Source organism: Pseudomonas sp. NBRC 111124 (assembly GCF_001320245.1).
Lineage (GTDB): Bacteria > Pseudomonadota > Gammaproteobacteria > Pseudomonadales > Pseudomonadaceae > Aquipseudomonas.
This window is the reverse complement of the sequence record NZ_BCBA01000002.1, coordinates 198,644-221,563: the sequence shown is the minus strand read 5'-3', so window position 1 is coordinate 221,563 and position 22,920 is coordinate 198,644. Positions and strand designations below refer to the sequence as shown.

Below are 22,920 nucleotides of genomic sequence, written 5' to 3'. Positions count from 1 at the left end.
AGTACCGACAAGCTGATCCACCGCGTTCCGGTGGCGGCCGAGCCCTACCAGCTGACCTTCACCAAGGGCTACGCCTACATCCGCGGGCTGGCTTCGCCCAAGGTCAGCATGGTCAACCTGAGCAGCCTGGGCGAAGGGCGCACGCCGATCGTGCAGGGCTTCGAAGCCGGCCCTGCAGCGCCGCGCCAGGCCGGTGACCTGCCACTGGCCCAGGGGCTGTCGGTGTCGCGGGACGATAATTCGGTGTTCGTGGTCAACCCGGTGGACAACACCACCTACTTCTATGCCGAGGGCATGAACGCCCCGATGTCCGGCTACAACAACCGTGGCCACCAGGCCCGCGCGACCCTGGTCATCGACCGAAGCCTGCGCGAACTGGCACCGGGCGTGTATGGCTCGACGGTGAAGATGCCGGCGGCGGGCACGTTCGATGTGGCCTTCCTGCTCAACCAGCCACAGATCATCCACTGCTTCAGCACCGACGTGGCTGCCGCACCGGATGCGAGCAAGCGGCGGGGGGCGCATGCCGAATTCATCGGCCTCGACCAGCCCATGCCGCAGCAAACGGTGTTCACCGCCAAGGTGCGCATCGTCGGCGACGACGGCCGGCCACGGGTGGGCCTGGACGACCTGACCCTGCGCTATTTCCTGGCGCCCTCGTCGCTGCCGCGCAACCTGCCGCTCGAAGAGGTGGGGGAGGGTGTGTACCAGGCAGCGCTGACCTTGCCCGAAGCCGGAGCCTGGTACCTGCACGTGCAGTCGCCGTCGCTCGGGCGCACGTTCACCGAAGAAAACTACACCAGCCTGCGCGTGCTGCCCGCCGCAGCGGCTACCGCTTCCCAGACCGAAGTGAGGCATGTGCGATGAACGCCAAGCATTCTTTCCAGCTGCTTGCCCTGAGCCTGGCATTGGCCAGCAACCTGGCGCTGGCCCATGCCGGCCATGACCACGACGGCCACGCCGGGCAACCGCCGGCGGCGCAGCAGGAGAAAGCCAGCGTGCGCTTTGCCGATGTTGCGCTGCTCAACCAGGACGGCATGCCGGTGCGCCTGGAGCGGGACCTGGTGGGCGAGCGCTTGGTGGTCATGGGCTTCATCTACACCAGCTGCACCACGGTGTGCCCGGTGGTGTCGTCGATCATGGGCAAGGTTCAGCAACAGCTGGGGGGGCGTGTGGGCGAGGAGATCCAGCTGGTGTCGATCAGCGTCGACCCGCAGCGTGACGACGCCAAGCGCCTGCAGCACTACGCCAAGGCCTTCCAGCACGGCCCGGGCTGGAGCTGGCTGACTGGCTCGCAGTACGCCATTACCGAAACCCTCAAGGGCCTGGGCAGTTTCAGTGCCGACCTCAGCCAGCATCCGCCGCTGATTCTGGTGGGTGACGGCCGCACGGGCCACTGGACCCGCTACTACGGCTTCACCGACCCGGCCGTGCTGGTCGAAGAAATCAACCGCCTGAGCGCGCGCCGTGTGCACGCCAAGAGCACCGCCATCGCCGAACACAGTGAGGTGCAGCCATGAGCAGCGCAGCCCGCCACACCACGATGCGCAGCACCGACTGGCTGGCCCTGGTGGCCGTGCTGTGGATCCTCAGCTCGGTTGCCTTCGCCCACGAGGGCCATGCGCCAGAGGGGCCCAGCCCGCAGCCGGCGCCGCCGACCATGACCAGTGGTGGCGGCACCCGCGATGCGCAGGCCTGGTTCACCGACACCGTGCTCAAGGACCAGAACGGCCACGCACTGCGCTTCTACAGCGATGTGCTCAAGGACAAGGTGGTGATGCTCAACGTGATCTTCACCCACTGCACCGACGCCTGCCCGCTGATTACCCGCAAGCTGCGTGATGTGCGTGATGCCATGGGGCCGGAACTGGCCAGCGAGGTGACCTTCGTGTCGATCAGCAGCGACCCGCTCAACGACACTCCGGCAGCGCTCAAGGCGTTTGCCGAGAAACAAGGCGTGGACAGCGCCAACTGGCTGTTCCTCACCGGTGACAAGGCCGATGTCGACCTGGTGCTGGGGCGCATCGGCCAGTTCCTGCCCAGCCCCGAGCAGCACTCGACCCAGCTGATTGCCGGTGACGTGGCCGGCAAGCGCTGGAGCAAGATCCGCCCGGACGCACCGCCTGCCGCCATCGCCCAGCGCCTGCAGCTGCTGGCGCAACCGCTGGCGGGGCGTTGAGCCATGACGCCTTGGGCAGTGATGCTGAGCGTGGCCCTCTGTGGCCCGGCGCTGGCGCTCGACCTTACCCCCAACGAACAGGCCGGCAAACGCCTGTACCGCCACGGGATATCGAGCAGCGATGCACAGCTGACGGCCCGTGTCGGTGCCAGCGACATGAGTGTCCCCGCCAGCGTGCTGCCCTGCGCCAGCTGCCATGGCACTGACGGGCGCGGGCGTGCCGAAGGCGGGGTACGCCCCCCCAGCCTCGAATGGCAGCGCCTGGCGTTAGGGCAGGGGGAGCGGCAAAGCAACGGTCGCAGCTACCCGGCCTACAGCGACGCCACGCTGGCCCGTGTCATCCAGTACGGCGTCGACCCGGCTGGCCAACGGCTGGACCCGGCCATGCCGCGCTTCGAACTGACGCTGGCCGACCAGCGCAACCTCACGGCCTACCTCAAACGCCTGGGCGAGGAACGCGACCCCGGCGTGGAAGAGGGCGTGCTGCGCCTGGGCACCTTGTTGCCAGCCAGTGGCCCGCTGGCGGACGCCGGGCATGTGGTGCGTGCCGTGCTGGAGGATGGCGTAGACCAGATCAACCAGCAGGGCGGCATTCATGGCCGGCGCCTGGAACTGGTGGTGGCCGATACCGGCACCGACCCGGCCAGTGCCGGGCAGGCCTTGCAGCGTTTGCTCGACCAGGACCAGGTGTTCACGTTGATCACGCCGCTGGCGCCCATGCTCGATCAGCAACTGCCCACACTGCTTGAACAACGGGGCGTGCCGTTGATTGGCAGCACGCCGCGCAGCGGTGGCAGTTCACAGATTTTCGACCCCTTGCCGGGTATTGCTAGCCAATTGCTGAGCCTGGCTGCCCATGCCAAGGGCGCCCTGGGCTTGGCGCCCTACGGCTTGCGCGTGGTGTACGCCGGCAACGAACAAGCGGTTTTGGCCGAGCAGGTGCGCGAACGTTTGCGCCAGCAAGGCTGGGCACTGCCAGCGGTGCAAGCCTTTGACGGCCAGGCCGTCGAAGGGCCCGGCATCGTCTTCATCGGCCGCGCCCAGGCCTTTGCTGCACTCGCCCAGGCGCTGCAGGCTGAAGGGCGTGAGCCATATCTGTTCGCTGCCTCCAGCCAGGTGGCGGCAGCGGTAGCCAACTTGCCGACGCAGTGGTCGCACCGGGTGTTCCTGGCCTATCCGTTCGTGCCTGATGACTGGACCGCGCAGGGCATGGCGACCCTGGCCGGCTTGCAACAGCGCCAGGGCCTCGACCCGCGCCAGGCGTCGCTGCAGGTCAACACCCTGTGCGCCCTGAGGCTGTTGTCCGAAGCGCTGAAGCAGATGGGCCGCGATGCCAGCCGTGAACAGCTGGTGGCCGCCCTGGAGGGCCTGCACGATGTAGACACCGGCCTGACCCCGGCGCTGGGTTTCGGCCCCGGCAAACGCCAGGGCATGGCCGGCGCCCATGTCGTCGCGGTGGCGCTACCTGGGCCTCGCTTTACCGCCGTTGCCCCGTACCGGCCGGTGCCAGACAGCCCTTGAGTGGAGGTGGCCATGCGTACCGTGTTGCTGTGCCTGTTGCTGGTGATCGCCAAGGCGAGCTGGGCCGATGTGCCCGCTGCGCGGGTCAACGGCGTGAATATCGACCTCATGCGCCTGGAGCGCTATTTCACCGAATATCTGCAGGCTCAGGGCAGGGCAGTGGCCAGCATCCGCAACCCGACGCTGTACAAGCGCTTGCGCCAGCAGGCACTCGACGAACTGATCGACAAGGAACTGCTCTGGCAGGAGTCCCGGCGTCAGGGTATTCACATCAGTGATGAGCAGCTATCAGCGCAGATAGGCGAGATCGAGGCCGCCTTCGGCAGCTCCGCGCTGTTCGAAAGGCGCCTGGCAGAGGCAGGATTTGATCGGCCGGCATACGCTGATTACATGCGCCACGAAATGGCCGCGCAGCAGGTGTACGCCCGGCTCAGCGCGGTAGACGAGCCCAGCCGGGCCGAAGTCGAGGCGTTCTACCAGGCCAACCGGCAAACCTTGCAAGGAGCGCAGAACCAAAGTGATAACACTTCGGTCATACCCGAACCGGCCCTTGAGTTGGCCAAGGCCGCGCTCATCGGCCAATTGCAGACCCAGTCTCGTCAATCCGTGCGCCAACGTTTGCGCGAATCGGCTACAGTGGAGGTCGCTGACTGAGGCCCTCGATTGGATTTCCCCAAAGCTGGGGAATAGCGATTTGGCAAAGTGCCATCATCTTCCCCGGATATGGGGAACTGGGCCTACGCGTGAAATGCGGGGTTTGGCACAGCCCAGCAAGATCAATGACTTACAGTGGTGCGAAATGACTATTCACGCCTGGCACGAAGCCTGCTCAAGCCTTACCAAGGCCGCACTTCGCACACCGGGTAACCGGGCAGTATTTGGGAGTCGACCTTGGTGAACAGAGTATTGGTAGTCGATGACGAACAGACCCTTGCGCAGAACCTGCAAGCGTACTTGCAGGCACAAGGCCTGGACGTTCACGTCGCCCACGACGGTGCCACTGGTATCAAGCAGGCTTTGAGCCTGGCACCGGAAGTGATTGTGCTGGATTACCGCTTGCCCGACATGGAGGGGTTTCAGGTCCTGGAGGCCGTACGCAAGAACAGGCAGTGCCATTTCGTGCTGATCACCGCTCACCCGACTGTAGAGGTCCGTGAACGGGCCGCCGAACTGGGCGTGAGTCATGTCCTGTTCAAGCCGTTCCCGCTGGCGGAACTGGCACGTGCGATCTTCGACCTGATGGGCATCGAGCGCCGGCGCAGGGCCACTGACGATCCAGCCGAAGGGTTTATCGAACGACGCCAGAACAGGAACGAATCGTTCCCCTTGCAGTTGTACGATGGCAGCTGGGTGTTGGCCGATCGCCGCCGTAATGGCGCCAAGCCCCCAGGACCTGACGACAAACAACTGCTCACCGGGGAATAGCGGCGCCCGCTGCCCTGGCCAAGCCAGCCTGCGACGCGCCCCTGAGCGGAGTCGCAGGCCATGTCGGACGTACTCGATTTAATTGCAGGCAAGCACAGCGCCTACCCCCGCGACCTCCTGGCCCAGGCCCGCCTGCAAGTCGGCGACGAGCGTCTGCTCACCTGCCTGGAACGCTTGGCTAACGACACCCCCGACCGCTTCATCCAGCGCCTTGGCCTGACCCTGCATTACCCGGTCCTCGAGACCCAGGCGCTGCTGGCCAGCACCGCGCGCTTCGACAAGGTCAGCCTGGCCCAGTGCCTGAAGCGCGAGTTCGTGCTGATCGAACAGGAAGGCGCGCTGATCGGTGTGTTCGCCGACCCCTTCGACCACGCCCGCCTGGCCTGGATCGATGACAACCTGCAAGGCGCGCCGCTGTACCTGGCCCACGCCGCCGACCTGGCCACCTTCCTGGCCCGCCACGAAGAAAGCTTCCACGCCGTCGACGCCCTCGACCATGACGCCGAAGCCAGCGGCGAGGTCGACCCGCTGCAACGCCTGTCGCTGACCAGCATCAGCGAAGACCAGAGCAAGGTGGTCAAGCTGGTCAACTCGACCCTGTACGACGCCCTCAAGCAGCACGCCAGCGACATTCACCTGGGGATGACCGGCCAGGGCCTGACCATCAAGTAACGCATCGACGGCGTGCTCAATGGCGCCGGCAAGGCCAGCGGCAGCGCTTTCGCCGACCAGGTGATCTCGCGCATCAAGGTCATGGCCGAGCTGGACATTGGCGAAAAGCGTGTACCTCAGGACGGCCGTTTCAAGGTCGCCATCGGCGAACGGCAGATCGACTTCCGCGTATCGATCATGCCGAGCATCTTCGGTGAGGACGCGGTACTGCGGGTGCTCGACAAGCAGGACCTGTCCGACCGTGTCAGCGGCGTGCAGCTGCAGGCTTTGGGTTTTGCCGACGAAACCCTGCGTGCCCTGCGCCGGCTGGCCTGTGAACCCTACGGCATGATCCTGGTCACCGGCCCCACCGGCAGCGGCAAGACCACCACCCTGTACGCGATGATCAGCGAGATCAACCACGGCGTGGACAAGATCATCACCATCGAAGACCCGGTCGAATACCAGTTGCCCGGCGTGCTGCAGATTCCGGTCAACGAGAAGAAGGGCCTGACCTTCGCCCGCGGCTTGCGCTCGATCCTGCGTCACGACCCCGACAAGATCCTGGTCGGTGAAATCCGCGATCCCGACACCGCCCAGATCGCCGTGCAGTCGGCGCTCACCGGCCACCTGGTGTTCACCACCATCCACGCCAACAACGTCTTCGATGTGATCGGCCGCTTCAGCCAGATGCAGGTCGACCCCTACAGCTTCGTCTCCGCCCTTAACGCCGTGCTGGCCCAGCGCCTGATCCGCCTGGCCTGCCCGCACTGCTGCACACCGTGCGAGGCCGATGACGAAACCCTGACCGTCTCGGGCCTGACCCGCGAAGCGGTCACCGGCTGGACATTCGTCCGCGCCCAGGGCTGCGGCCAGTGCCGCGGCAGCGGCTACCGCGGCCGCAGCGCGATTGCCGAACTGCTGCACCTGGACGATGACCTGCGGCAGATGATCGTCGAACGCCGCCCCTTGTCGCAGATCAAGCAGCTGGCCTGCCAGCGCGGCCTGCGCCTGCTGCGTGCCTCGGCCCTGGACCTGGTCCGTGATGGCCGCACCACACTCGAGGAGATCAACCGTGTCACATTCATCTGAACGTTTCTGCGCCGTCGTCGGCGCCGAGGGTGTCGGCCTGGGTTGCTGGCACGGTAATCAACATGAGTGGCTTGGCAGCCACGAATTCACCTGCGATGCCGCACAACCTGCCTGGGAAGCGGCCTTGCAAGCCTTGAGTACACTGCTGGCCGAACACGCCGTCAAAGGCGCCCAGCTGCGCGTGCTGCTGTCGGCCCGCTACAGCCGCTTCTGCCTGGTGCCGTGGAGCGATGCCATCGGCCAGCCCCGCGAGCTGGATGCCTACGCCCGGGCCTGCTTCGAGAACCTCTACGGCCAGTCGCTGGATGACTGGCGCATCGTCCTCTCGCCCGAGCCTGCCGGTGCCGCCCGCATCGCCACCGCGCTGCCCGAAGCCCTGCTGCAAGGCCTGCAGACCCTCGGCCGGGAAAGCCGTCTGAGCCTGCGCTCGGTGCAGCCCTACCTGATGGCCGCCTACAACCGCTGCTCGGCGCAACTGGAGCAAGGCGATTTCCTCTTCGTGCTTGCCGAACCCCGTCGCAGCGTGCTGCTGCTGGCCGCCGGAGGTGCCTGGCAACAGGTGCTCGCCCAAGGCTGCGCCGACAGCGACCAGGCCCTGCAGGCCCTGATCGAGCGCACCTGCGAGCTGTACGGCGCGCATCTGCCACGGGTTTACCTGCATGCCCCAGGGCGGGGCGACGTGCCGCAACTGGCGGCGGTGCAGCTGTGTCAACCGGCCGCTGACACCGACCCGCTGTGCGCCATGTGGCGGGCGGTGGCCTGACATGCGCCGCCTCGACCTGGAATTTCAGCCCCGTCGCAATGGCCCGTTGGCCTGGTCGCTGTTGGCCCTGGGTGCCGTCGCCGTCGCCGGGCTGGTGCTGGTGCAACAGCAGTTGCAGGCCGAGCAGGTAAACCTGGAAGCCCACGTGCACAGCCTGGAACGGCAACTGGGCCGCCGCCCGGCGCCGGTCGCCCCGCAGAACAGCGCCGCCAGCCGCGAGCAGGCCGAACGCCTGGCGCAGATGCGCAGCGTCTCGCAGCAGCTGCAACGGCCCTGGCAACAACTGTTCGCCATGCTCGAAGCGCAGCCGCAGGAAGACGTCGCACTGCTGACCCTGACCCCGGATGCCCGCAAGGGCCAGGTGCGCATCACCGCCGAGGCTCGCAACCTGGAAGCCATGTTGCAGTACCACCAGCGCCTGGAGCAGAGCGACGAGCTCAGCGATGTCTCGCTGCTCAACCACGAAGTGGTGGCCGGGCAGCCAGAGCACCCGGTGCGCTTCAACCTTACCGCCACCTGGGAGACCGGCCATGCGCGTCCCTAGCCTTATCCTCCACGAGCAACTGCGCCGCATCGGCCCGGTCGGCCTGGGCGCTGCCGCCGTCGCGGCACTCTCCGTCGGTATCGCGCTGGCCGGTGTAGTCCCCGAGTGGCAAGCCGTGCGCGAACTGCGCGCCAGCGAAGCGGATGCCAGTGTGCAGGTCGAACGGGTCAAGCGTGGCGAGCTGAAGATTGCCGTCAAGCCCGAGCAGCAGGCCCTGGACAGCCTGCGCCAGCAACTGCCCGGGCAGCCCGAGGCGAGCGAGCTGATCGAGCGCTTGTACCATCTGGCCAGCGCCGAACACATCAGCCTGGCGCGCGGTGAGTACGCCCTGGGTGTCGATCCCAAGACCCAGCTGTCGCGCTACCAGATCATCCTGCCGGTGCGCGGCAGCTACCCGCAGATCCGCGGCTTCCTGCGTGGCCTGATCGGCCAGTTGCCAACCCTGGTGCTCGAAGACCTCGAGCTGCAACGCAAGACCATCGGCGACACCGAACTCAACGGCCGGGTACGCCTGACCCTCTACCTGTCGAGGTCGTGATGAACACACAACGTGCAGTGATGTGGGTCGGCTTCCTGGGTATCAGTGCCGCGTTGGCGTGGGCGCCGGGGCACTGGTTCCAGCAGGAAGACAGCGTTGCTCCCTTCGCGGGCTCGCCCGCTCCCACAGGGTCGGCGGTGCCTGCAGAACCTGTGGGAGCGGGCGCGCCCGCGAAAGGGCCAGTACAGGCCTCCACAGATCTGTTCCCAGCCCAGCAATGGACCAAGCCACAAACCCTGGCCACGGTCACCGAACAACCCATAGCCGCCGCGCCCGTCGTAGCGGCGGCCCCGACCGCCCCGGAACTGCCGTTCCAGTTCGTCGGCCGCATGGGCGACCGCGACGACCTGCAGATCTTCCTGCAGAGCGGAGAAAAGCTCTATGTCGTGCGCAAGGGCGACGTGATCGACAGCACCTACCGCCTCGACAGAGTCTCGGCCAATGAGCTGGACCTGGTTTACCTGCCTTTGCATCAGTCACAGACCTTGTCTGTAGGGAGCGCACCATGAAGTCGTCAAAGCTGTGCAAGCCTGCTCCGTTCATGCTCCTGGCGCTGTGCGTGGCCATTGCCGGCTGCGGCACAAGCGGGGTGCGCAAGGACAGCGCCGAACTGATGAAGGAGGGCCAGTATGAGGCCGGTATCGCCCGCCTGGAGGAAGCCCTGAGGGAAGACCCGCGCGACACCGAGCTGAACATCGCCCTGGCCCACGGGCGCCAGGCGGCGGTGGAGGCGCTGATCAGCCAGGCCGACGCAGACCGCATCCGCCACGACTTCACCAGTGCGCGCATGGGCTACAGCCGGGTATTGACCATCGAGCCGAACAACCGCCGCGCCCAGGAAGGCATACGCCACCTGGAGCTGATCCGCACCCTCGATGAGCGCGTGGCGCTGGGCCAGGCGGCGCTGCGCCAGGGCGACCTGTTCGGCGCTGAGCGCTACATGCGCGAAGTGCTGCGCCTGGACCCACAAAACCAGAAGGGCATCGCCCTGCGCACCGACATCGAGAACGTCCAGGCGCGCACCGCAACGCCGTTCCCGCAACTGAAAAGCAAGCTGGAGCGCCCGGTGACCCTGGAGTTCCGCGACGCGGGCCTGAAGACCATCTTCGAGGTGCTGTCGCAGGTCGCCGGCATCAACTTCATCTTCGACAAGGACCTGCGCCCAGACATGAAAGCCACCATCTTCGTGCGCGACGTGCGCATCGAAGATGCCGTGGCGCTGCTGCTGGAACAGAACCAGCTGCGCCAGAAGATCGTTAACGACAACACCCTGCTGATCTACCCCGATTCGCCGCAGAAGACCAAGGACTACCAGGAACTGGTCATGCGCACCTTCTACCTGACCAGCATCGACGCCAACACCGCGCTGAACATGGTCAAGACCATGCTCAAGACCCGTGACGTGTTCGTCGACGAACGCCTCAACACCCTGACCATGCGCGACACCCCCGACGCCGTGCGCATGGCCGAGAAGCTGCTGCAGTCGCAGGACCAGTCCAACCCCGAAGTGGTGCTGGAAGTGGAGGTTATGGAAGTGGCCACCTCGCGCATCCTCGACCTTGGCCTGCAATGGCCCAATACCTTCGGCGTGTTGAGCGACGACGGCAACCCGGTCAGCGTGCTCGACCAGCTGCGCGGCATCAACTCCAGCCGCATCAGCATTGCGCCGGCACCGCAGGCCAAGATCAATGCCCAGGACAAGGACATCAACACCCTGGCCAGCCCGGTGATCCGCGTCAGCAACCGTGAGCAGGCGCGCATCCATATTGGCCAGCGGGTACCGATCATCAGTGCCACCTCGGTGCCGTCCACCCAGGGCCCGGTGATCACCGAAAGCGTTACCTACCTGGATGTGGGCCTTAAACTTGAAGTGCAGCCCACCGTGCACCTGAACAACGAAGTGGCAATCAAGATTGCCCTGGAAGTGAGTAACGCCACCCCGCTGGAGGCCACCCGCCAGGGCACCATCCCGGTCCAGGTCGACACCCGCAACGCGCAGACCAGCCTGCGCCTGCACGACGGCGAAACCCAGGTGCTGGCCGGCCTGGTGCGCAACGACCACAACGCCGCCGGCAACAAGATCCCCGGCCTTGGCGACATCCCTGGCCTGGGGCGGCTGTTCGGCAGCAACAAGGACGACATGAGCAAGTCCGAACTGGTGCTGGCGATTACCCCGCGGATCGTGCGCAACCTGCCGTACCAGAGCCCGTCGGACATGGAGTTCGGCACCGGTACCGAGTCGAGCATGCAGGTGCGCCAGGCGGCGCCGCTGCCAGTGCGTGACGTGCCGGGCGACGTGCCGAGCGATAGCCAGGACAGCGCGCCGGCGATCCAGAGCCAGGTCGCCACTGCCCCCGCCACCGTCACTGTGAGCCCTCGGCCATGAAACGCCGCCAGCAGGGGTTCAGCCTGATCGAAGTGGTGCTGACCCTGGCCTTGCTCGGCATGCTCGCGACCATGGCTGCACCGCTGACCGAAACAGTGGTGCGCCGTGGCAAGGAGCAGCAGCTGCGCGAGGCGCTTTACCAGATCCGCGACGCCATCGACGCCTACAAGCGTGCCTTTGACGCCGGCTTCATCGAAAAGCGCCTGGATGCCAGTGGCTATCCGCCGAACCTGCAGGTGCTGGTCGATGGCGTGCGCGATGTGCGCAGTGCCAAGGGCGCCAAGTTCTACTTCCTGCGGCGCATCCCCCACGACCCGCTGCTGGCGGCCAAGAACCAGGACGACGGCGGTTGGGGCCTGCGTGCCTATGCCAGCAGCCCGGACAACCCGCGCGAAGGCGAAGACGTGTTCGATGTGTATTCCAAGGCCCGCGGCAAAGGCCTCAACAACATCCCATACGGGCAATGGTGACAGCCATGAAACGCAGCAAGGGCTTCACCCTGATCGAATTGCTGGTGGTGATGGCGATCATCGCCACGCTGATGACCATCGCCATGCCGCGCTACTTCAACAGCCTGGACAGCTCCCGTGAGGCCACCTTGCGCCAGAGCCTGGCGGTGTTGCGCGAAGCCCTGGACCACTACTACGGCGACACCGGCCATTACCCGGAATCGCTGGAGCAACTGGTCGAACAGCGCTACCTGCGCAACACCCCGGTCGACCCGATCACCGAGCGCAGCGACGCCTGGCAGTTAGTGCCACCGCCCGAAGGCGTGGCTGGCGGCGTTGCCGACATCAAGAGCGGTGCCACAGGGAGGGCGCGTGATGGCAGCCTTTTCGCGGAGTGGTAAGGCCGATGCCGGCTTCACCTACCTGGGCGTGCTGCTGCTGATCGCGGTCAGCAGCATTGCCCTGGCGGCCACCGGCACGGTGTGGTCGAGCATCGCCCAGCGCGAGCACGAGCGCGAGCTGCTGTGGGTCGGCGGCCAGTATGCCCAGGCCCTGCGCAGCTACTATCGCGCCTCGCCGGGCCTTGCCCAGTACCCCAAGGAGCTGGCCGACCTGCTCGAGGACAACCGCTTCCCGGAGGCCAAACGGCACATCCGTCGGTTGTACCCGGACCCGATCACCAACAGCGACGATTGGGGCCTGCTGCGTGCCATCGATGGCCGCATCACTGGCGTGCACAGCCGCTCCGATGCCACCCCGTTCAAGCGCAGTGGTTTTGAAACGCAGTTTTCCGGTTTCGAGGGACTGGAGCATTACAGCGACTGGCAGTTCGTCGCCGAGCAGGCCTTCAACGAAAGTGCTGGCGGTGCCCGTACCCACGCAGGCCCGGGAGACACGCCATGAAACGCCTGCACGCCCTGTACCTGAGCCTGCTGCTGGCAAGCGGGATGCCGGGCGCGGCCATGGCCGACGCTGAGGACGAGATGAAGGGCTTTATCGTCGACAACACCATCTCGCACATCGGCCACGACTTTTACTACTACTTCGCCGACCGCCTGCGCGCCACCAGCCGGCTGGATTTCAACCTGGTGGTGCGCGAACGCCCGGATGCCCGCTGGGGCAGCCTGGTGACCGTGGAGTTCGACCGTGACGTGCTGTACCGGCGCTTTCTGCCGCCGAACGTCACGCAATTAAAAGAAGAGGCCGTCGCGGCCGCCGACCTGGTCAAGCAGGAAGTCATTCAGCGCAAGCTGCAACGGCTGCTGCAGGACACCACTGATCTGGATAGGGATGAGCTATGAACACGTGCATACCCCGTTGCCTTGCGGCTGGCCTGCTGTTAGGTGCCTGCGCCGTCCACGCCACCGAACTGGTGTACACCCCGATCAACCCGTCGTTCGGTGGCAACCCGTTGAACGGCACCTGGCTGCTGAACAACGCCCAGGCGCAGAACGACTACGACGACCCGGACCTCAAGGACCGCGCATCCGCCTTTGGCGGGACCTCGGCCCTGGAGCGCTTCAGCAACCAGCTGGAGTCACGGATGCTGTCGCAGCTGATGGACAACATCAGCAATGGCAAGACCGGCAGCATGGCCACCGACGCGTTCCTGATCGATGTCATCGATGACTCAGGTGCCTTGAGCATCAAGGTCACCGACCGTGCCACCGGAGAAACGTCGCTCATTGAGGTCAGTGGCCTGAACCCCTGAGAGGGACGGGTCGATTAGCTGGGGAGAGAGCACCATGAAACGTCTGCTGAGCACCTTACTGATTGTCGCCTCGCTGGCTGGCCTGCAGGGCTGCGGCCTGCGCGAACCGATGCCGGCCGAACAGGACACGGAAACCCCGACCCTGACGCCGCGGGCTTCGACCTACTACGACCTGATCAACATGCCGCGCCCCAAAGGCCGCTTGATGGCTGTGGTGTACGGCTTCCGCGACCAGACCGGGCAATACAAGCCGACCCCGGCCAGTTCGTTCTCCACCAGCGTCACCCAGGGGGCGGCGAGCATGCTGATGGATGCCCTGAATGCCAGCGGCTGGTTCGTGGTGCTGGAGCGCGAGGGCCTGCAGAACCTGCTGACCGAACGCAAGATCATCCGTGCTTCGCAGAAAAAGCCCGACGTGCCCGAGAACATCATGAGCGAACTGCCACCGCTTCAGGCCGCCAACCTGATGCTTGAGGGCGGCATCATCGCCTACGACACCAACGTGCGCAGCGGCGGCGAGGGCGCCCGTTACCTGGGCGTCGACATCTCCCGCGAGTACCGGGTCGACCAGGTCACGGTCAACCTGCGCGCGGTGGATGTACGCACCGGGCAGGTGCTGGCCAACGTCATGACCAGCAAGACCATCTACTCGGTCGGGCGTAATGCCGGGGTGTTTAAGTTCATCGAGTTCAAGAAGTTGCTGGAAGCGGAGGTGGGCTACACCACCAACGAACCGGCGCAGCTGTGCGTGCTGTCGGCGATTGAGGCAGCGGTGGGGCACCTCTTGGCTCAGGGGATCGAGCGGCGGCTGTGGCAGGTGGCGGGGGAACCGGGTGAAGGCAAGGCGGAAGTGGACAAGTTCCTGAGCCAGAATCAGCCGCAGTGAATGGCCATGGTGGTTGGCTTGAGGTTTCTGGCGGTTTTGAGATCGAGCGCCGCCCGCGCGGCGCTTCGCGGGGCAAGCCCGCTCCTACATCTGTTTCGGGCCAGTATCTCCTGCCACCATTGGCGCGCGGACCCGTGGCACATGACACGATATCGCGTCGTACCAGCAAGGGACCGCGCGCCAATGGAAACAGGAATAATTGGCCCGAAACAGATGTAGGAGCGGGCTTGCCCCGCGAAGCGCCGCGCGGGCGGCGCTCGATCTCACAGACACTGTAAATCCCTCGCCGGACACACGCCTTTCACCCCGCCTTGCGCAAGGTCAGGTTGATCCGCCGCTCCCCCATCCGCGGATGCACACCTGGCTTGATCGGTAGTACCCCATGAAAGCGCAACCGATCTTCGCCACCCCACACCAGCACATCACCATGGCTTAACGGTATCCGCTGAGTCTTGTCCGAACGCTGCAACCCGCCAAACAGGAATATCGCCGGTAACCCTAGTGAAATCGACACGATCGGCTGGCCGAAGTCCTGCTCGTCACGGTCCTGGTGCAAGCTCAGGCGGGTGCCGGGCAGGTAATGGTTGACCAGGCAGGCATCCGGCACAAAACCCTCGAAACCGGCCAACGCCGCTGCACGCTCCGCCAGCTCCAGCAGAACCTGGGGCAGGGCGGGCCAGGGTTGGCCGCTGACCGGGTCGGTGGGGCTGTAGCGATAACCCTTGGCATCACTGACCCAACCCAGCGCCCCGCAATTGGTCAACGCCACCGCCATGTTCAGGCCGCCCGGTGTCTGCATGTGCCGGAACGGCGCAGCGCGCAGTACCGGGCGCAGAGCGTCGAGCAGCGGCTCGATTACGGGCAGGGCAAAGCCGGGCAGCAGCACGGTGTGGCTGGCCAGGCGCTGCGGCTGTGGGCCGAACAGGTCGAGGTCGGACTGGATCATTAGGGCGGTGGCGGAAGTGAGTACAAGGCATTGTAAGCCCAACGCGCTCCTACAAGGACCGCGTCATCACTCATGTGCAATGCAGGGGGATAAAAAGGAACCGCGACGCCAGGGAGAGAAGACGCCGCGGTTCAAGGGGGGAGCTGGTCAGCGTTGGGTCGCAGTGGCTGCGTTGCCGTTGCCCATCTGGCTGATGGTGGCGCTCTGGTAGGCGCCGTTCTGGTCGATGATGGCAGTCGTCCCCGTTGCTGGCCGCCGACATCTCCCGCGAGTACCGGGTCGACCAGGTCACGTTTACGTTCAACCTGTGGCAGGTGGCTGGGGATCCGGGGGAGGGCAAGGCTGAGGTGGACAAGTTCCTGAACCAGAATCAACCGCAGTGATTGTTAACCTCTTGGCGGATCAACCGACTCCCACAGGTACCGTGTAATCTCAAGCAAGATGCTGTCTCCGTAGGAGTGGATAAACCGGTGGGGAGGCTGGCGTCTTCAGCGAGAGATAAAAATTCTAATGGGTAGACTTGGAAGGGTCTCGCAGTTCGGCTACATAACGGTCTACTGCATAGACCATTTTGGACAAATTCCGATTGGGCATGCGTGGGAAAGCCCTCCTGAGGTTATCCATTGGATTGAGCCCTGCCAGCCTGTCCTCTATGACGATATATCTGGCGACTGTGCTCCATTTTTTGTTTAGATACCCAAACGTTCGGGTATTCGAATTGTTCCACATGTGCAAAACTCCAGCCTCGGAATTAGTTATAGCTGGGTGTCCTCGAGAGTATTCGCGCGGGTCCACGCTATTAGGTAATCGGCCGATTCTTTCGGTATAACGTTGTCTGTTTTCCGGATTGTAGGGCTGAGGATGCGTTCCGCTCCACTGTGCTCGGAATCTATCTGAGACATGCGCAGGTCGTCCCTGTCTAGGAATCGGGTTGTCGGTCGCTCGAGAGGATCTGGCATGCTGCAGCGTTGTTGAGTTGGTTGATGGTGTGGCTGTCGGCGTTTGACGATGGATATTGGCTGCTGTTAATTTAGCTTTCTGCGCAACTCTATTATTATGCTTCCACCGTCCATCCGGGTCAGAATAATTGATAGGGTCTGCTGAGCAATAGGCGTAGCTATTAATGCCACCCAGGAAGAACGGACTGTGTTCATCGGCTGAGTAAAAGCGCATAAGATTTGGGCTATAGGCTCTATGGCCCAAACCCAATAGATAGATGCCGTCAAGAACGAGCTCGCCGTTGTAAAGAAGTCTTTTTTTATGGGTTCGGGCAGTGACGGCATACCCATAAGCGTTATAGCTTACAGGTGCTGATTCGTCGCCGTTGGCCAAGGTGGTGATGACTGTTGTTTCACGCATGTGCTGTCCCTCCTTGATGGAAGTCTAGAGGGGTTGAGGCTTCGCTTAAACTATCAGAACTGATAGTTTTAGGTTTTTTCATGCAATTAAATAGGTTTTCGAAAGCATCGATGCTGTCGTCCATTGGCAAAAAGTCAGTCATCCTGCCTTGCGCAAGGTCAGATTGGTCCGCCGCTCCCCCATCCGTGGATGCACACCCGGCTTTATGGGCAACACCCCATGAAAGCGCAGTCGGTCTTCGCCCCCCACACCAGCACATCACCATGCCTCAACGGTATCCGCTGAGTCCGGTCCGAGCGCTACAACCCGCCAAAAGAGAAACTGGGTCGGTGGGGCTGTAGCGATAACCCTTGGCATCACTGACCCAACCCAGCGCGCCGCAATTGCTCAACGCCACCGCCATGTTCAGGCCGCCCGGTGTCTGCATGTGCCGGAACGACCCGGCGCGTAGCACCGGGCGCAGGTCGTCGAGCAGCGGCTCGATGACGGCCAGGGCGAAGCCGGGCAGCAGTACGGTGTGGCTGGGGGCCGAACAGGTCGAGGTCGGACTGGATCATCAGGGCGGTGGCGTAAGTGAGTACAAGGCATTGTAAGCCCAACGCGGTCCTTGTAGGAGCGGCCTTGTGTCGCGAAAGGGGTGCGAAGCGCCCCCAGGATTTCAGCTTCGCCGCAGATATTGCCGGGGCTGCTTTGCAGCCCTTTCGCGACACAAGGCCGCTCCTACAAGGACCGCGTCATCACTGATGTGCAATGCAGGGAAATAAAAAGGAACCGCGACGCCAGGGAGAGAAGACGCCGCGGTTCAAGGGGGGAGCTGGTCAGCGTTGGGTAGCGGTGGCCGTGTTGCCGTTGCCCATCTGGCTGATGGTGGCGCTCTGGTAGGCGCCGCTCTGGTTGACGATGGCCGCGTTGTTGTTGCCGCCCTGGGTCACGTAGGCGACGTTGGCGCTGTCAGCCTGCTTGATGGTTGCGCTGTTGCCACTGCCGTACAGCTGGGTGGTATAGCTCTGGTTGGCGTAGCCGGACTGGTCCAGGTTGATGCTGTTACCACTGCCGGTGGACGAGCCGTAGGCGTAGTTGTCGGTGCCGCGCTGGTCGGCGATGAGGCTGTTGTCGCTCCCGTTCTGATCGAAGTACAGCTCGTTGTAGCTGTCGGCCTGCTTGGTCTGCATGGTGTTGCCGGTGCCTTTCTGGCTCAGCGTGGCCACTTGGTACTCGCCGTTCTGGGTCAGGTTGGCGCTGTTGCTAGTACCGTTCTGGTTGATGTTGGCGGTCTGGTTCTTGCCGAACTGGCCGCCCATCTTGTCGCCTTTCCAGTTGCTGGCCAGGACCTTGTTGCCGGTGCCCTTGCTGCTGACGGTCAGGCTCTGATTGTCACCGGTCTGGTAGGTGAAGCTGCTGTTGCTCTTGCCACCTTGGGAAACGGTGGTGTTCGAGTTGTTGGTCTCGAACTGATCCGACCAGCTGGCGTTGGACTGGCCTTGCTGATACAGGTTGGCGACGTTGTCCTTGCCGAAGCTCTGGTCGATATAGCCTTCGTTGGTCTGGCCGGTCTGGTTGACCGTGGCGCGGCTGCCGGTCTGGGTGTCCTGCCAGACTTCCACCGAGCTGCCGGTGCCGTACTGGTCGATGGAAATCGTGCCGCCATGGCCGTCGCGCTGGTCACCGTAGGCGAAGTTCTGCTTGCCTTGCTGGTAGATCTGCACGTAGCCGTCGTTGTGCAGGATGTGCTCGGAGGCGGCGTAGTTGTCCTGGCCATCCTGGCCGATGTTTGCGCGGTTGTTGCTGCCGCCGAACAGCTGCTCGACGAAGGCTTCGTTGCGCTGGCCGCTCTGGGTGGTGCTGGCCTGGCTGTTGGTCTGGGTGTCCTGCCACACGGTCGAGCGGTTTTCGCTGCCTTGCTGGTTCTGCAGCGACTGGTTGTTCTCGCCCACCGACTGGCTGGCGAAGGCATCGTTGTAGGAACCGGCGGCCTGCTGGGTGATCTGGCTGCCATTTTCGAACAGCTGCTCGCCGTAGGCGGCGTTGTACGAACCACTGGTGGCGTTCTGGTTAATGTAGCTGGTGCTGTTTTCCTGCACCGCCAGGTGGTTGTGGCCCTTGCCGGTCTGCGTCTGGGTGGCCGCGGCGAACGGTGCAACCGTCTGCTGCACCTCGGCGATGTTCTGGTTACCGGTCTGCGACTGGTTCGAGGTGCTGTCGTCAGCCATGACCTGGCCGGCCAGAGCCAGGACGATAGCGGCGCTTAGGGGAGCGAGCTTGAACATGGTGATGCCTCCAGGTCTATCGGTATTGGGTGATCTGAACACGCTGGCCATTGCCGGCTTGGGTCACTGAGCTGTTCAGGCCTGTGCCGGCCTGCTCGATACTGGCGCTGTTGTTGTTGCCGATCTGCTCGATGCTGGCGCTGTTGCGGGAGCCGCTCTGGCGGATCGCAGCGCTGTTGCCATATCCCTGTTGGCTGATGTTGGCCATCAGGTCACTGCCTTCCTGCAGGATGTACGCCTCCTGCGCGCCCCCGGCCTGGACGATGCGGCCCAGCAGGGCCTGGCCGTTCTGGTCGAGGGCGGCGCGGTTGCCGTTGCCTTGCTGCTCGATCACCGCCGCTTGGCCGGCACCGACCGGCAGCAGGCGGATGATCACCGGTTCGCCGAGGTCGCTGCCGGGTGCAAGGTCGGCATTGTCCATCAGGTCATCGGCCCCGGCCTGGCCCGCCAGGGCCAGGCTCAGCAGCAATGGATACAGGCACTTCATGGCGATCTCCTGGCCTTACTGCACAGTCACGTTGACGGTACGGGTACTGCCTTGGCTGCTCGTCACGGTGGCGGTCGGTGCGGCCGTCGGGACGATCGTGGTGCTGTTGCTCACCGTCAGGCGCCAGCGGCCGGTCACCGGTACCGTGGTGGTGCCAAGGGTCTGCACGCCAGTTGTGGTGGTGACCCGCACGGTGATGGTGTTGCCGGTGGTCACCGACGAGGTGCCGCTGACATCCCAGTTGTAACGGTTGTTCGAGCGGGCCAGGACGGTGGCGGCGGTGACCGCGAAGGTCTCGCCGGCTGCAGGCCGTGGCTGCACGTTGACCGTGACGGTGGCCGGTGCCGAGACCGCACCCAGGGAGTCACGTGCCTGGTAGGTGAAGGTGGTGGTGAACGCCGTCGTCACCGTGGCCGGAGGGGTGTAGCTGACCGAGGTGCCATCGGTACTCACGGTGCCGCGACCGGCTGCTGGTTGGGTCAGGTTGGTGACGGTCAATGGCACGTTGCCTTCCGGATCGGTGTCGTTGGTCAGCACGTTGATGGTCAGCGGCGCGGCCAGGGTGGTCGCGGTGTCCGCATTGGCAGTCGGTGCCTGGTTGGGCGCGACGTTGACGGTCACGGTGGCCGGTTCCGACTTCAGGCCCTTGGCGTCCATCACCCGGTAGGTGAAGGTGGCCACCACCGGCTGCGTAGCACCTGCCGGTGGGGTGTAGGTCACCGCCGTGCTGCCGTTGAGCACCACGCTGCCCTGGCCGGTCGCCGGCTGGGTAACGTCGGTGATGCTCAGTGGCAGGTTGCCGTCCGGATCGCTGTCGTTGAGCAGCAGGTTCATCGTCAGCGGCACGCCGACGCTGGTGCTGCCGACATCGGCCTGGGCCAGCGGCGGCTTGTTGGCCGCTTCGACCGGTGCGGTGCCGACCACCACCACAGGTTCGACATCGACGCCGCCATGGCTCGACTTGATGGTGACGGTCGCAGGCGGCTGGGTCACGTCATTGATGGTGAGGGTCTGCAGGGTGCCAGACTTGGAAAGGCGACCATAGCCCTGGGCGACCATGTCCGGGATCACCACTTCATCGCTGGAGCGCGCTTCGATGGTCAGCCGTTTGTTGGCCCACTCATAGCGCGCGGTGCTGACTTTGACCACATCGGAAAGCTTGCTCGAAATGGCGGTCGGCTGGGTGTTGATGTCGCTGCTGCTGGCCGTCACGACGACCACCGGCGGCGGCGCCACCTGGCTCAGTTGCTGGCTGAAGAACAGCCCGTTGTTGTCCGACGTCATGTTGAACTGGCAAGGCGAGGGCGGTGTGCCGACCAGCGCCAGGCCGTTACGCAAGCAGACACTGGCGGTGCTTGGCGCCTTGGCGAATACCTCCACCCGGGTGCCGCTGCCATTGCGCGAGTAGGTCGCCCGTTCCAGTGACGCCGGCAGTTGCGGACGTGGGTCGAGCACCTTGCCGGAGACCGTGAACAGGTTGGTTTCGATGCGCCCGGGCGGGCCGTCGATGCGCAGGAAGTTGGTGTTGAACGGGCTGCCCTTGATCGCCTCCGGCCGGTTGGGGTCGCCGATGAAGGTGTCTGTGCTGCCGGTATCGGGGTTAACCGCGGGGTAGGGAGCGCCGAAGCCCTGGATGAACGGCCCGATGGCACCGTTGAGCGCCCCGGTGAAGTTGCCTGGGGCGCCGATACCGATGTCACGGGTAATGTTGATCGCCCGCCGACCGGGTGTGGTGACGTTGACCGTCTCTACGCCGTAGGGGTGGGTGATGGTGTAGGTGCCGGCAGTTGGCACCGAGACACGCATACGGATGCGGGCAAAACTCTGCTGGTCACCATCGACCGGGTTGCCGCCAGCGAATGCGGCTTCTATGCCAGCCACATACGCGTCGAGCGCATAGCCGCTGTTACCGACGGCAGGAATGGTGGTTTCCGCCAGGAACCAGAACATCTCTGAAGGCCAGTTGTCAGGGAACACCAAGGGCAGGGTATCGTCGAAGACCCCCGGCTCCGGCAGCAGCGTGCACATATAGGCCGGTGCACCGGGTGTACCCGCAACCAAGGTGCTGACGGCGTGCGAGCGACACAGCTCCAGTGACAGGCCATCGGTGTCCTTGTACCACAACGGGAAACCGCCAGTGGCGAAGGTGTAGGGGCCCGGGTCGACGTCGGACAGTGCAGCCCAGGCGGCACTGCTGAGGGTAAGGGAGAAACCGGCGGCCAACAGCGCGCGGCGTTGCCAAGTATTCATGCTGCCTCCTTGAAGGCGGAGCCTTTGTCTGTTCATGGCACCAGCACCACGTCTTCGATGTCGCTGCCGCCATTGGCGCTGGTGACCTGCACCTTGGCCGGCGGGACGGGCGACAAGTTGGCGGTCAGGCTTTTTTGCGCGCCGTCGCCTGTGAAGTTGCCGATGAAGGTGCCGTTGCCGGTACGGGCAGTCATTGCCGGCGGGCTGGTTTCGTCGCTGCTGGTGGCGATCAAGGTGAGCGTGGCGTTGGCCAGGCTGTATTCGGCCTTGGTGATGGTCACCAGGTCGGTGAGCGGCATGTCGGCGGTGGTCACGCTGCTGGTGGGGATGGCCACGCTGTTGTCGGCGCTGACCAGCAGGCTGGTCGGCAATGCAGGGTTGAGCGCCGACTGCGCATACCAGGTGCCGGTGCCGTTGGCTTCGGTCAGCGGCAAGTTAGGGCTCTGGCTGGTCAGGGTGGCGCTGCCTGGTGGTGGCGGGGCCAGCACGAACACGTCCTGCTGGGCGCGCAGGTCGCCGTTCTCGGTGTGCCGTGAGTAGGTGCTGCGCAGGGGGATCAACGGGGTTGGCCGGACCACTTCGGAAAGCTTGCCGGAAACGGCGAACAGGTCGGTGCGCAGGTCGATGCCGTTGGGGCCTTCGATGCGTACGAAGTTGGTGTTGAACGGGCTGCCGGTGACACGCTCGTTGAGGTTGGGGTCGCCGATGAATTTCTCGCTGCCTTCAATGTAGGGGCCGTTGACGCTGCGCAGGAACGGCCCAATGTCGCCCTTCAATGCGCCGGTATAGGTGCCAGCGGAGCCGATGCCGATATCGCGGGTCATGTTGATCGCTCGGCGCCCGGCGGCAGGTACATCGAACACTTCGACGCCGTAGGGGTGGGTGACCACGTAGGTGCCGGCCACGGGAACGTCGACCCGGATCCGCACACGGGCGAAACTGATCTGGTCGTTTTCTGCCGGGTCGCCACCGCCGAACGCGGCTTCGAGCGCGCTGACATAGGTCAGGTTGACCCCCCGGGCGGCGTCGGTGATGGCTGCGTCGGCGGTGAACCAGAACGATTCATCCGGCCAGTTGGTGGGAAAGACCAGAGGCTTGGTGTCGTCGAAGATGCCTGGCGCAGGCAACAGCGTGCACATGTACGACGGTGCGCCAGGGGCGCCGGCGACACGTGAACTCACCGCCTTGGACAGGCACAGGTCGAGGGTTCGGCCATGGGTGTCCTGGTACCAGGCGGCGTAGTGGCCATTGGCGGCGGTATAGGGCCCAGTGTCGACGGCATACAGCGCTGCCTGCGCCGGGAGCTGGAACAGGCCGGCGACGATCGCCGCTGCCAGCGTGTTGGGTATCGGTCGGAGCATGAGTCGGTTCCTCCTGCTAACGGGCCCATGGACTTCGGGCGTCTGGGAGGACTAGGGCAACCGCCGTGCCAATTTTTTCACATCAGGCTGCAGGCCTTGCGGGGC

24 protein-coding genes and 3 pseudogenes are annotated in these 22,920 nt (G+C 64.4%); 19 read left to right on the top strand and 8 right to left on the bottom strand.

Features of this window, described 5'->3' with window-relative positions:
* The 18 genes and pseudogenes from APH28_RS01920 to APH28_RS01835 all read left to right on the top strand — a co-directional run.
* Window positions 1-867: pseudogene (locus tag APH28_RS01920) on the top strand (FixH family protein); the annotation flags it as partial.
* On the top strand, window positions 864-1,520 hold the full coding sequence (locus APH28_RS01915) for an SCO family protein (RefSeq protein ID WP_060507355.1): 657 nt from the start codon (window positions 864-866) through the stop codon (window positions 1,518-1,520). The pseudogene APH28_RS01920 and the gene APH28_RS01915, both read left to right, overlap by 4 nt.
* Before the next feature lie 23 nt (window positions 1,521-1,543).
* Window positions 1,544-2,179, top strand: a complete 636-nt coding sequence (locus tag APH28_RS01910) for an SCO family protein (RefSeq protein ID WP_371263057.1) — start codon at window positions 1,544-1,546, stop codon at window positions 2,177-2,179.
* Between the two features lie 3 nt (window positions 2,180-2,182).
* On the top strand, window positions 2,183-3,700 hold the full coding sequence (locus APH28_RS01905; protein ID WP_156340857.1) for an ABC transporter substrate-binding protein: 1,518 nt from the start codon (window positions 2,183-2,185) through the stop codon (window positions 3,698-3,700).
* Between the two features lie 12 nt (window positions 3,701-3,712).
* A complete protein-coding gene (locus APH28_RS01900; RefSeq protein ID WP_060507352.1) occupies window positions 3,713-4,354 on the top strand; it encodes a SurA N-terminal domain-containing protein in 642 nt (213 codons plus the stop codon).
* Between the two features lie 237 nt (window positions 4,355-4,591).
* Window positions 4,592-5,125 (top strand): response regulator, encoded by a 534-nt coding sequence (locus APH28_RS01895; protein ID WP_060507351.1) that lies wholly within the window; start codon window positions 4,592-4,594, stop codon window positions 5,123-5,125.
* Between the two features lie 60 nt (window positions 5,126-5,185).
* Window positions 5,186-6,868: pseudogene (locus tag APH28_RS01890) on the top strand (GspE/PulE family protein).
* On the top strand, window positions 6,852-7,631 hold the full coding sequence (locus APH28_RS01885) for a hypothetical protein (RefSeq protein WP_060507350.1): 780 nt from the start codon (window positions 6,852-6,854) through the stop codon (window positions 7,629-7,631). The pseudogene APH28_RS01890 and the gene APH28_RS01885 overlap by 17 nt, the downstream one beginning before the upstream one ends.
* A gap of 1 nt (window position 7,632) precedes the next feature.
* Window positions 7,633-8,175, top strand: coding sequence for a PilN domain-containing protein (locus APH28_RS01880; protein ID WP_060507349.1), 543 nt, complete (start codon window positions 7,633-7,635; stop codon window positions 8,173-8,175).
* On the top strand, window positions 8,162-8,713 hold the full coding sequence (pilO, locus tag APH28_RS01875) for a type 4a pilus biogenesis protein PilO (protein WP_060507348.1): 552 nt from the start codon (window positions 8,162-8,164) through the stop codon (window positions 8,711-8,713). Before APH28_RS01880 ends, pilO begins: the two co-directional genes overlap by 14 nt.
* Window positions 8,713-9,222 carry a hypothetical protein gene (locus APH28_RS01870; protein ID WP_060507347.1) on the top strand — a complete coding sequence of 170 codons (510 nt, stop codon included), beginning with the start codon at window positions 8,713-8,715 and terminating at the stop codon, window positions 9,220-9,222. Before pilO ends, APH28_RS01870 begins: the two co-directional genes overlap by 1 nt.
* Window positions 9,219-11,099 carry a secretin N-terminal domain-containing protein gene (locus APH28_RS01865; RefSeq protein WP_060507346.1) on the top strand — a complete coding sequence of 627 codons (1,881 nt, stop codon included), beginning with the start codon at window positions 9,219-9,221 and terminating at the stop codon, window positions 11,097-11,099. Before APH28_RS01870 ends, APH28_RS01865 begins: the two co-directional genes overlap by 4 nt.
* Complete coding sequence (locus APH28_RS01860; protein WP_060507345.1) at window positions 11,096-11,569, top strand: type II secretion system protein; 474 nt, start codon at window positions 11,096-11,098, stop codon at window positions 11,567-11,569. The genes APH28_RS01865 and APH28_RS01860 overlap by 4 nt, the downstream gene beginning before the upstream one ends.
* A 5-nt stretch (window positions 11,570-11,574) precedes the next feature.
* Window positions 11,575-11,949 (top strand): type II secretion system protein, encoded by a 375-nt coding sequence (locus APH28_RS01855; RefSeq protein WP_060507344.1) that lies wholly within the window; start codon window positions 11,575-11,577, stop codon window positions 11,947-11,949.
* On the top strand, window positions 11,924-12,451 hold the full coding sequence (locus tag APH28_RS01850; RefSeq protein WP_060507343.1) for a type II secretion system protein: 528 nt from the start codon (window positions 11,924-11,926) through the stop codon (window positions 12,449-12,451). The genes APH28_RS01855 and APH28_RS01850 overlap by 26 nt, the downstream gene beginning before the upstream one ends.
* Window positions 12,448-12,849, top strand: a complete 402-nt coding sequence (gene csgE / locus APH28_RS01845) for a curli production assembly/transport protein CsgE (RefSeq protein ID WP_060507342.1) — start codon at window positions 12,448-12,450, stop codon at window positions 12,847-12,849. Before APH28_RS01850 ends, csgE begins: the two co-directional genes overlap by 4 nt.
* Complete coding sequence (locus APH28_RS01840) at window positions 12,846-13,259, top strand: curli assembly protein CsgF (RefSeq protein ID WP_060507341.1); 414 nt, start codon at window positions 12,846-12,848, stop codon at window positions 13,257-13,259. The genes csgE and APH28_RS01840 overlap by 4 nt, the downstream gene beginning before the upstream one ends.
* Window positions 13,260-13,293: 34 nt before the next feature.
* Entirely contained in the window at window positions 13,294-14,145 is an 852-nt protein-coding gene (locus tag APH28_RS01835) for a CsgG/HfaB family protein (protein WP_060507340.1), read from the top strand.
* Between the two features lie 301 nt (window positions 14,146-14,446).
* Here the strand turns inward: APH28_RS01835 and alkB are convergent, their stop codons facing one another.
* Entirely contained in the window at window positions 14,447-15,091 is a 645-nt protein-coding gene (gene alkB / locus APH28_RS01830; RefSeq protein ID WP_060507339.1) for a DNA oxidative demethylase AlkB, read from the bottom strand.
* Between the two features lie 147 nt (window positions 15,092-15,238).
* Window positions 15,239-15,319, bottom strand: coding sequence for a hypothetical protein (locus tag APH28_RS29390; RefSeq protein WP_371263056.1), 81 nt, complete (start codon window positions 15,317-15,319; stop codon window positions 15,239-15,241).
* A 17-nt stretch (window positions 15,320-15,336) separates the two neighbouring features.
* On the opposite strand from APH28_RS29390, the gene APH28_RS28555 reads away from it, so the two are divergent.
* Entirely contained in the window at window positions 15,337-15,474 is a 138-nt protein-coding gene (locus tag APH28_RS28555; protein WP_156340856.1) for a hypothetical protein, read from the top strand.
* A gap of 124 nt (window positions 15,475-15,598) precedes the next feature.
* Here APH28_RS28555 and APH28_RS27715 read toward each other — a convergent pair whose 3' ends face one another.
* The 6 genes and pseudogenes from APH28_RS27715 to APH28_RS01805 form a co-directional block, all read right to left on the bottom strand.
* Entirely contained in the window at window positions 15,599-16,450 is an 852-nt protein-coding gene (locus APH28_RS27715; protein WP_082432238.1) for an RHS repeat-associated core domain-containing protein, read from the bottom strand.
* Between the two features lie 138 nt (window positions 16,451-16,588).
* Window positions 16,589-17,007, bottom strand: a pseudogene (locus APH28_RS27710) (alpha-ketoglutarate-dependent dioxygenase AlkB).
* A 261-nt stretch (window positions 17,008-17,268) separates the two neighbouring features.
* The gene (locus tag APH28_RS01820) at window positions 17,269-18,717 is read right to left on the bottom strand and encodes a curlin (protein WP_060507337.1); all 1,449 of its coding nucleotides are present in this window, start codon (window positions 18,715-18,717) and stop codon (window positions 17,269-17,271) included.
* A 16-nt stretch (window positions 18,718-18,733) separates the two neighbouring features.
* Window positions 18,734-19,204: a curlin gene (locus tag APH28_RS01815; protein WP_060507336.1), complete on the bottom strand. Its 471-nt coding sequence runs from the start codon at window positions 19,202-19,204 to the stop codon at window positions 18,734-18,736.
* A 15-nt stretch (window positions 19,205-19,219) separates the two neighbouring features.
* Window positions 19,220-21,454, bottom strand: a complete 2,235-nt coding sequence (locus APH28_RS01810) for an Ig-like domain-containing protein (RefSeq protein WP_060507335.1) — start codon at window positions 21,452-21,454, stop codon at window positions 19,220-19,222.
* A 32-nt stretch (window positions 21,455-21,486) separates the two neighbouring features.
* Complete coding sequence (locus APH28_RS01805) at window positions 21,487-22,815, bottom strand: hypothetical protein (RefSeq protein WP_060507334.1); 1,329 nt, start codon at window positions 22,813-22,815, stop codon at window positions 21,487-21,489.
* Window positions 22,816-22,920: the final 105 nt, after the last annotated feature.

Bases quoted from the DNA above. Each gene is read 5' to 3' on its own strand.
- APH28_RS01915 (WP_060507355.1), top strand. From the start codon at position 864: ATGAACGCCAAGCATTCTTTCCAGCTGCTTGCCCTGAGCCTGGCATTG.
- APH28_RS27715 (WP_082432238.1), bottom strand. From the start codon at position 16,450: ATGCGTGAAACAACAGTCATCACCACCTTGGCCAACGGCGACGAATCA.
- APH28_RS01805 (WP_060507334.1), bottom strand. From the start codon at position 22,815: ATGCTCCGACCGATACCCAACACGCTGGCAGCGGCGATCGTCGCCGGC.
- csgE (WP_060507342.1), top strand. From the start codon at position 12,448: ATGAAACGCCTGCACGCCCTGTACCTGAGCCTGCTGCTGGCAAGCGGG.
- APH28_RS01880 (WP_060507349.1), top strand. From the start codon at position 7,633: ATGCGCCGCCTCGACCTGGAATTTCAGCCCCGTCGCAATGGCCCGTTG.
- APH28_RS01860 (WP_060507345.1), top strand. From the start codon at position 11,096: ATGAAACGCCGCCAGCAGGGGTTCAGCCTGATCGAAGTGGTGCTGACC.
- APH28_RS01835 (WP_060507340.1), top strand. From the start codon at position 13,294: ATGAAACGTCTGCTGAGCACCTTACTGATTGTCGCCTCGCTGGCTGGC.
- pilO (WP_060507348.1), top strand. From the start codon at position 8,162: ATGCGCGTCCCTAGCCTTATCCTCCACGAGCAACTGCGCCGCATCGGC.
- APH28_RS01840 (WP_060507341.1), top strand. From the start codon at position 12,846: ATGAACACGTGCATACCCCGTTGCCTTGCGGCTGGCCTGCTGTTAGGT.
- APH28_RS01810 (WP_060507335.1), bottom strand. From the start codon at position 21,454: ATGAATACTTGGCAACGCCGCGCGCTGTTGGCCGCCGGTTTCTCCCTT.
- APH28_RS01815 (WP_060507336.1), bottom strand. From the start codon at position 19,204: ATGAAGTGCCTGTATCCATTGCTGCTGAGCCTGGCCCTGGCGGGCCAG.
- APH28_RS01900 (WP_060507352.1), top strand. From the start codon at position 3,713: ATGCGTACCGTGTTGCTGTGCCTGTTGCTGGTGATCGCCAAGGCGAGC.
- alkB (WP_060507339.1), bottom strand. From the start codon at position 15,091: ATGATCCAGTCCGACCTCGACCTGTTCGGCCCACAGCCGCAGCGCCTG.
- APH28_RS01820 (WP_060507337.1), bottom strand. From the start codon at position 18,717: ATGTTCAAGCTCGCTCCCCTAAGCGCCGCTATCGTCCTGGCTCTGGCC.
- APH28_RS01910 (WP_371263057.1), top strand. From the start codon at position 1,544: ATGCGCAGCACCGACTGGCTGGCCCTGGTGGCCGTGCTGTGGATCCTC.
- APH28_RS01855 (WP_060507344.1), top strand. From the start codon at position 11,575: ATGAAACGCAGCAAGGGCTTCACCCTGATCGAATTGCTGGTGGTGATG.
- APH28_RS01865 (WP_060507346.1), top strand. From the start codon at position 9,219: ATGAAGTCGTCAAAGCTGTGCAAGCCTGCTCCGTTCATGCTCCTGGCG.
- APH28_RS01850 (WP_060507343.1), top strand. From the start codon at position 11,924: ATGGCAGCCTTTTCGCGGAGTGGTAAGGCCGATGCCGGCTTCACCTAC.
- APH28_RS01870 (WP_060507347.1), top strand. From the start codon at position 8,713: ATGAACACACAACGTGCAGTGATGTGGGTCGGCTTCCTGGGTATCAGT.
- APH28_RS01905 (WP_156340857.1), top strand. From the start codon at position 2,183: ATGACGCCTTGGGCAGTGATGCTGAGCGTGGCCCTCTGTGGCCCGGCG.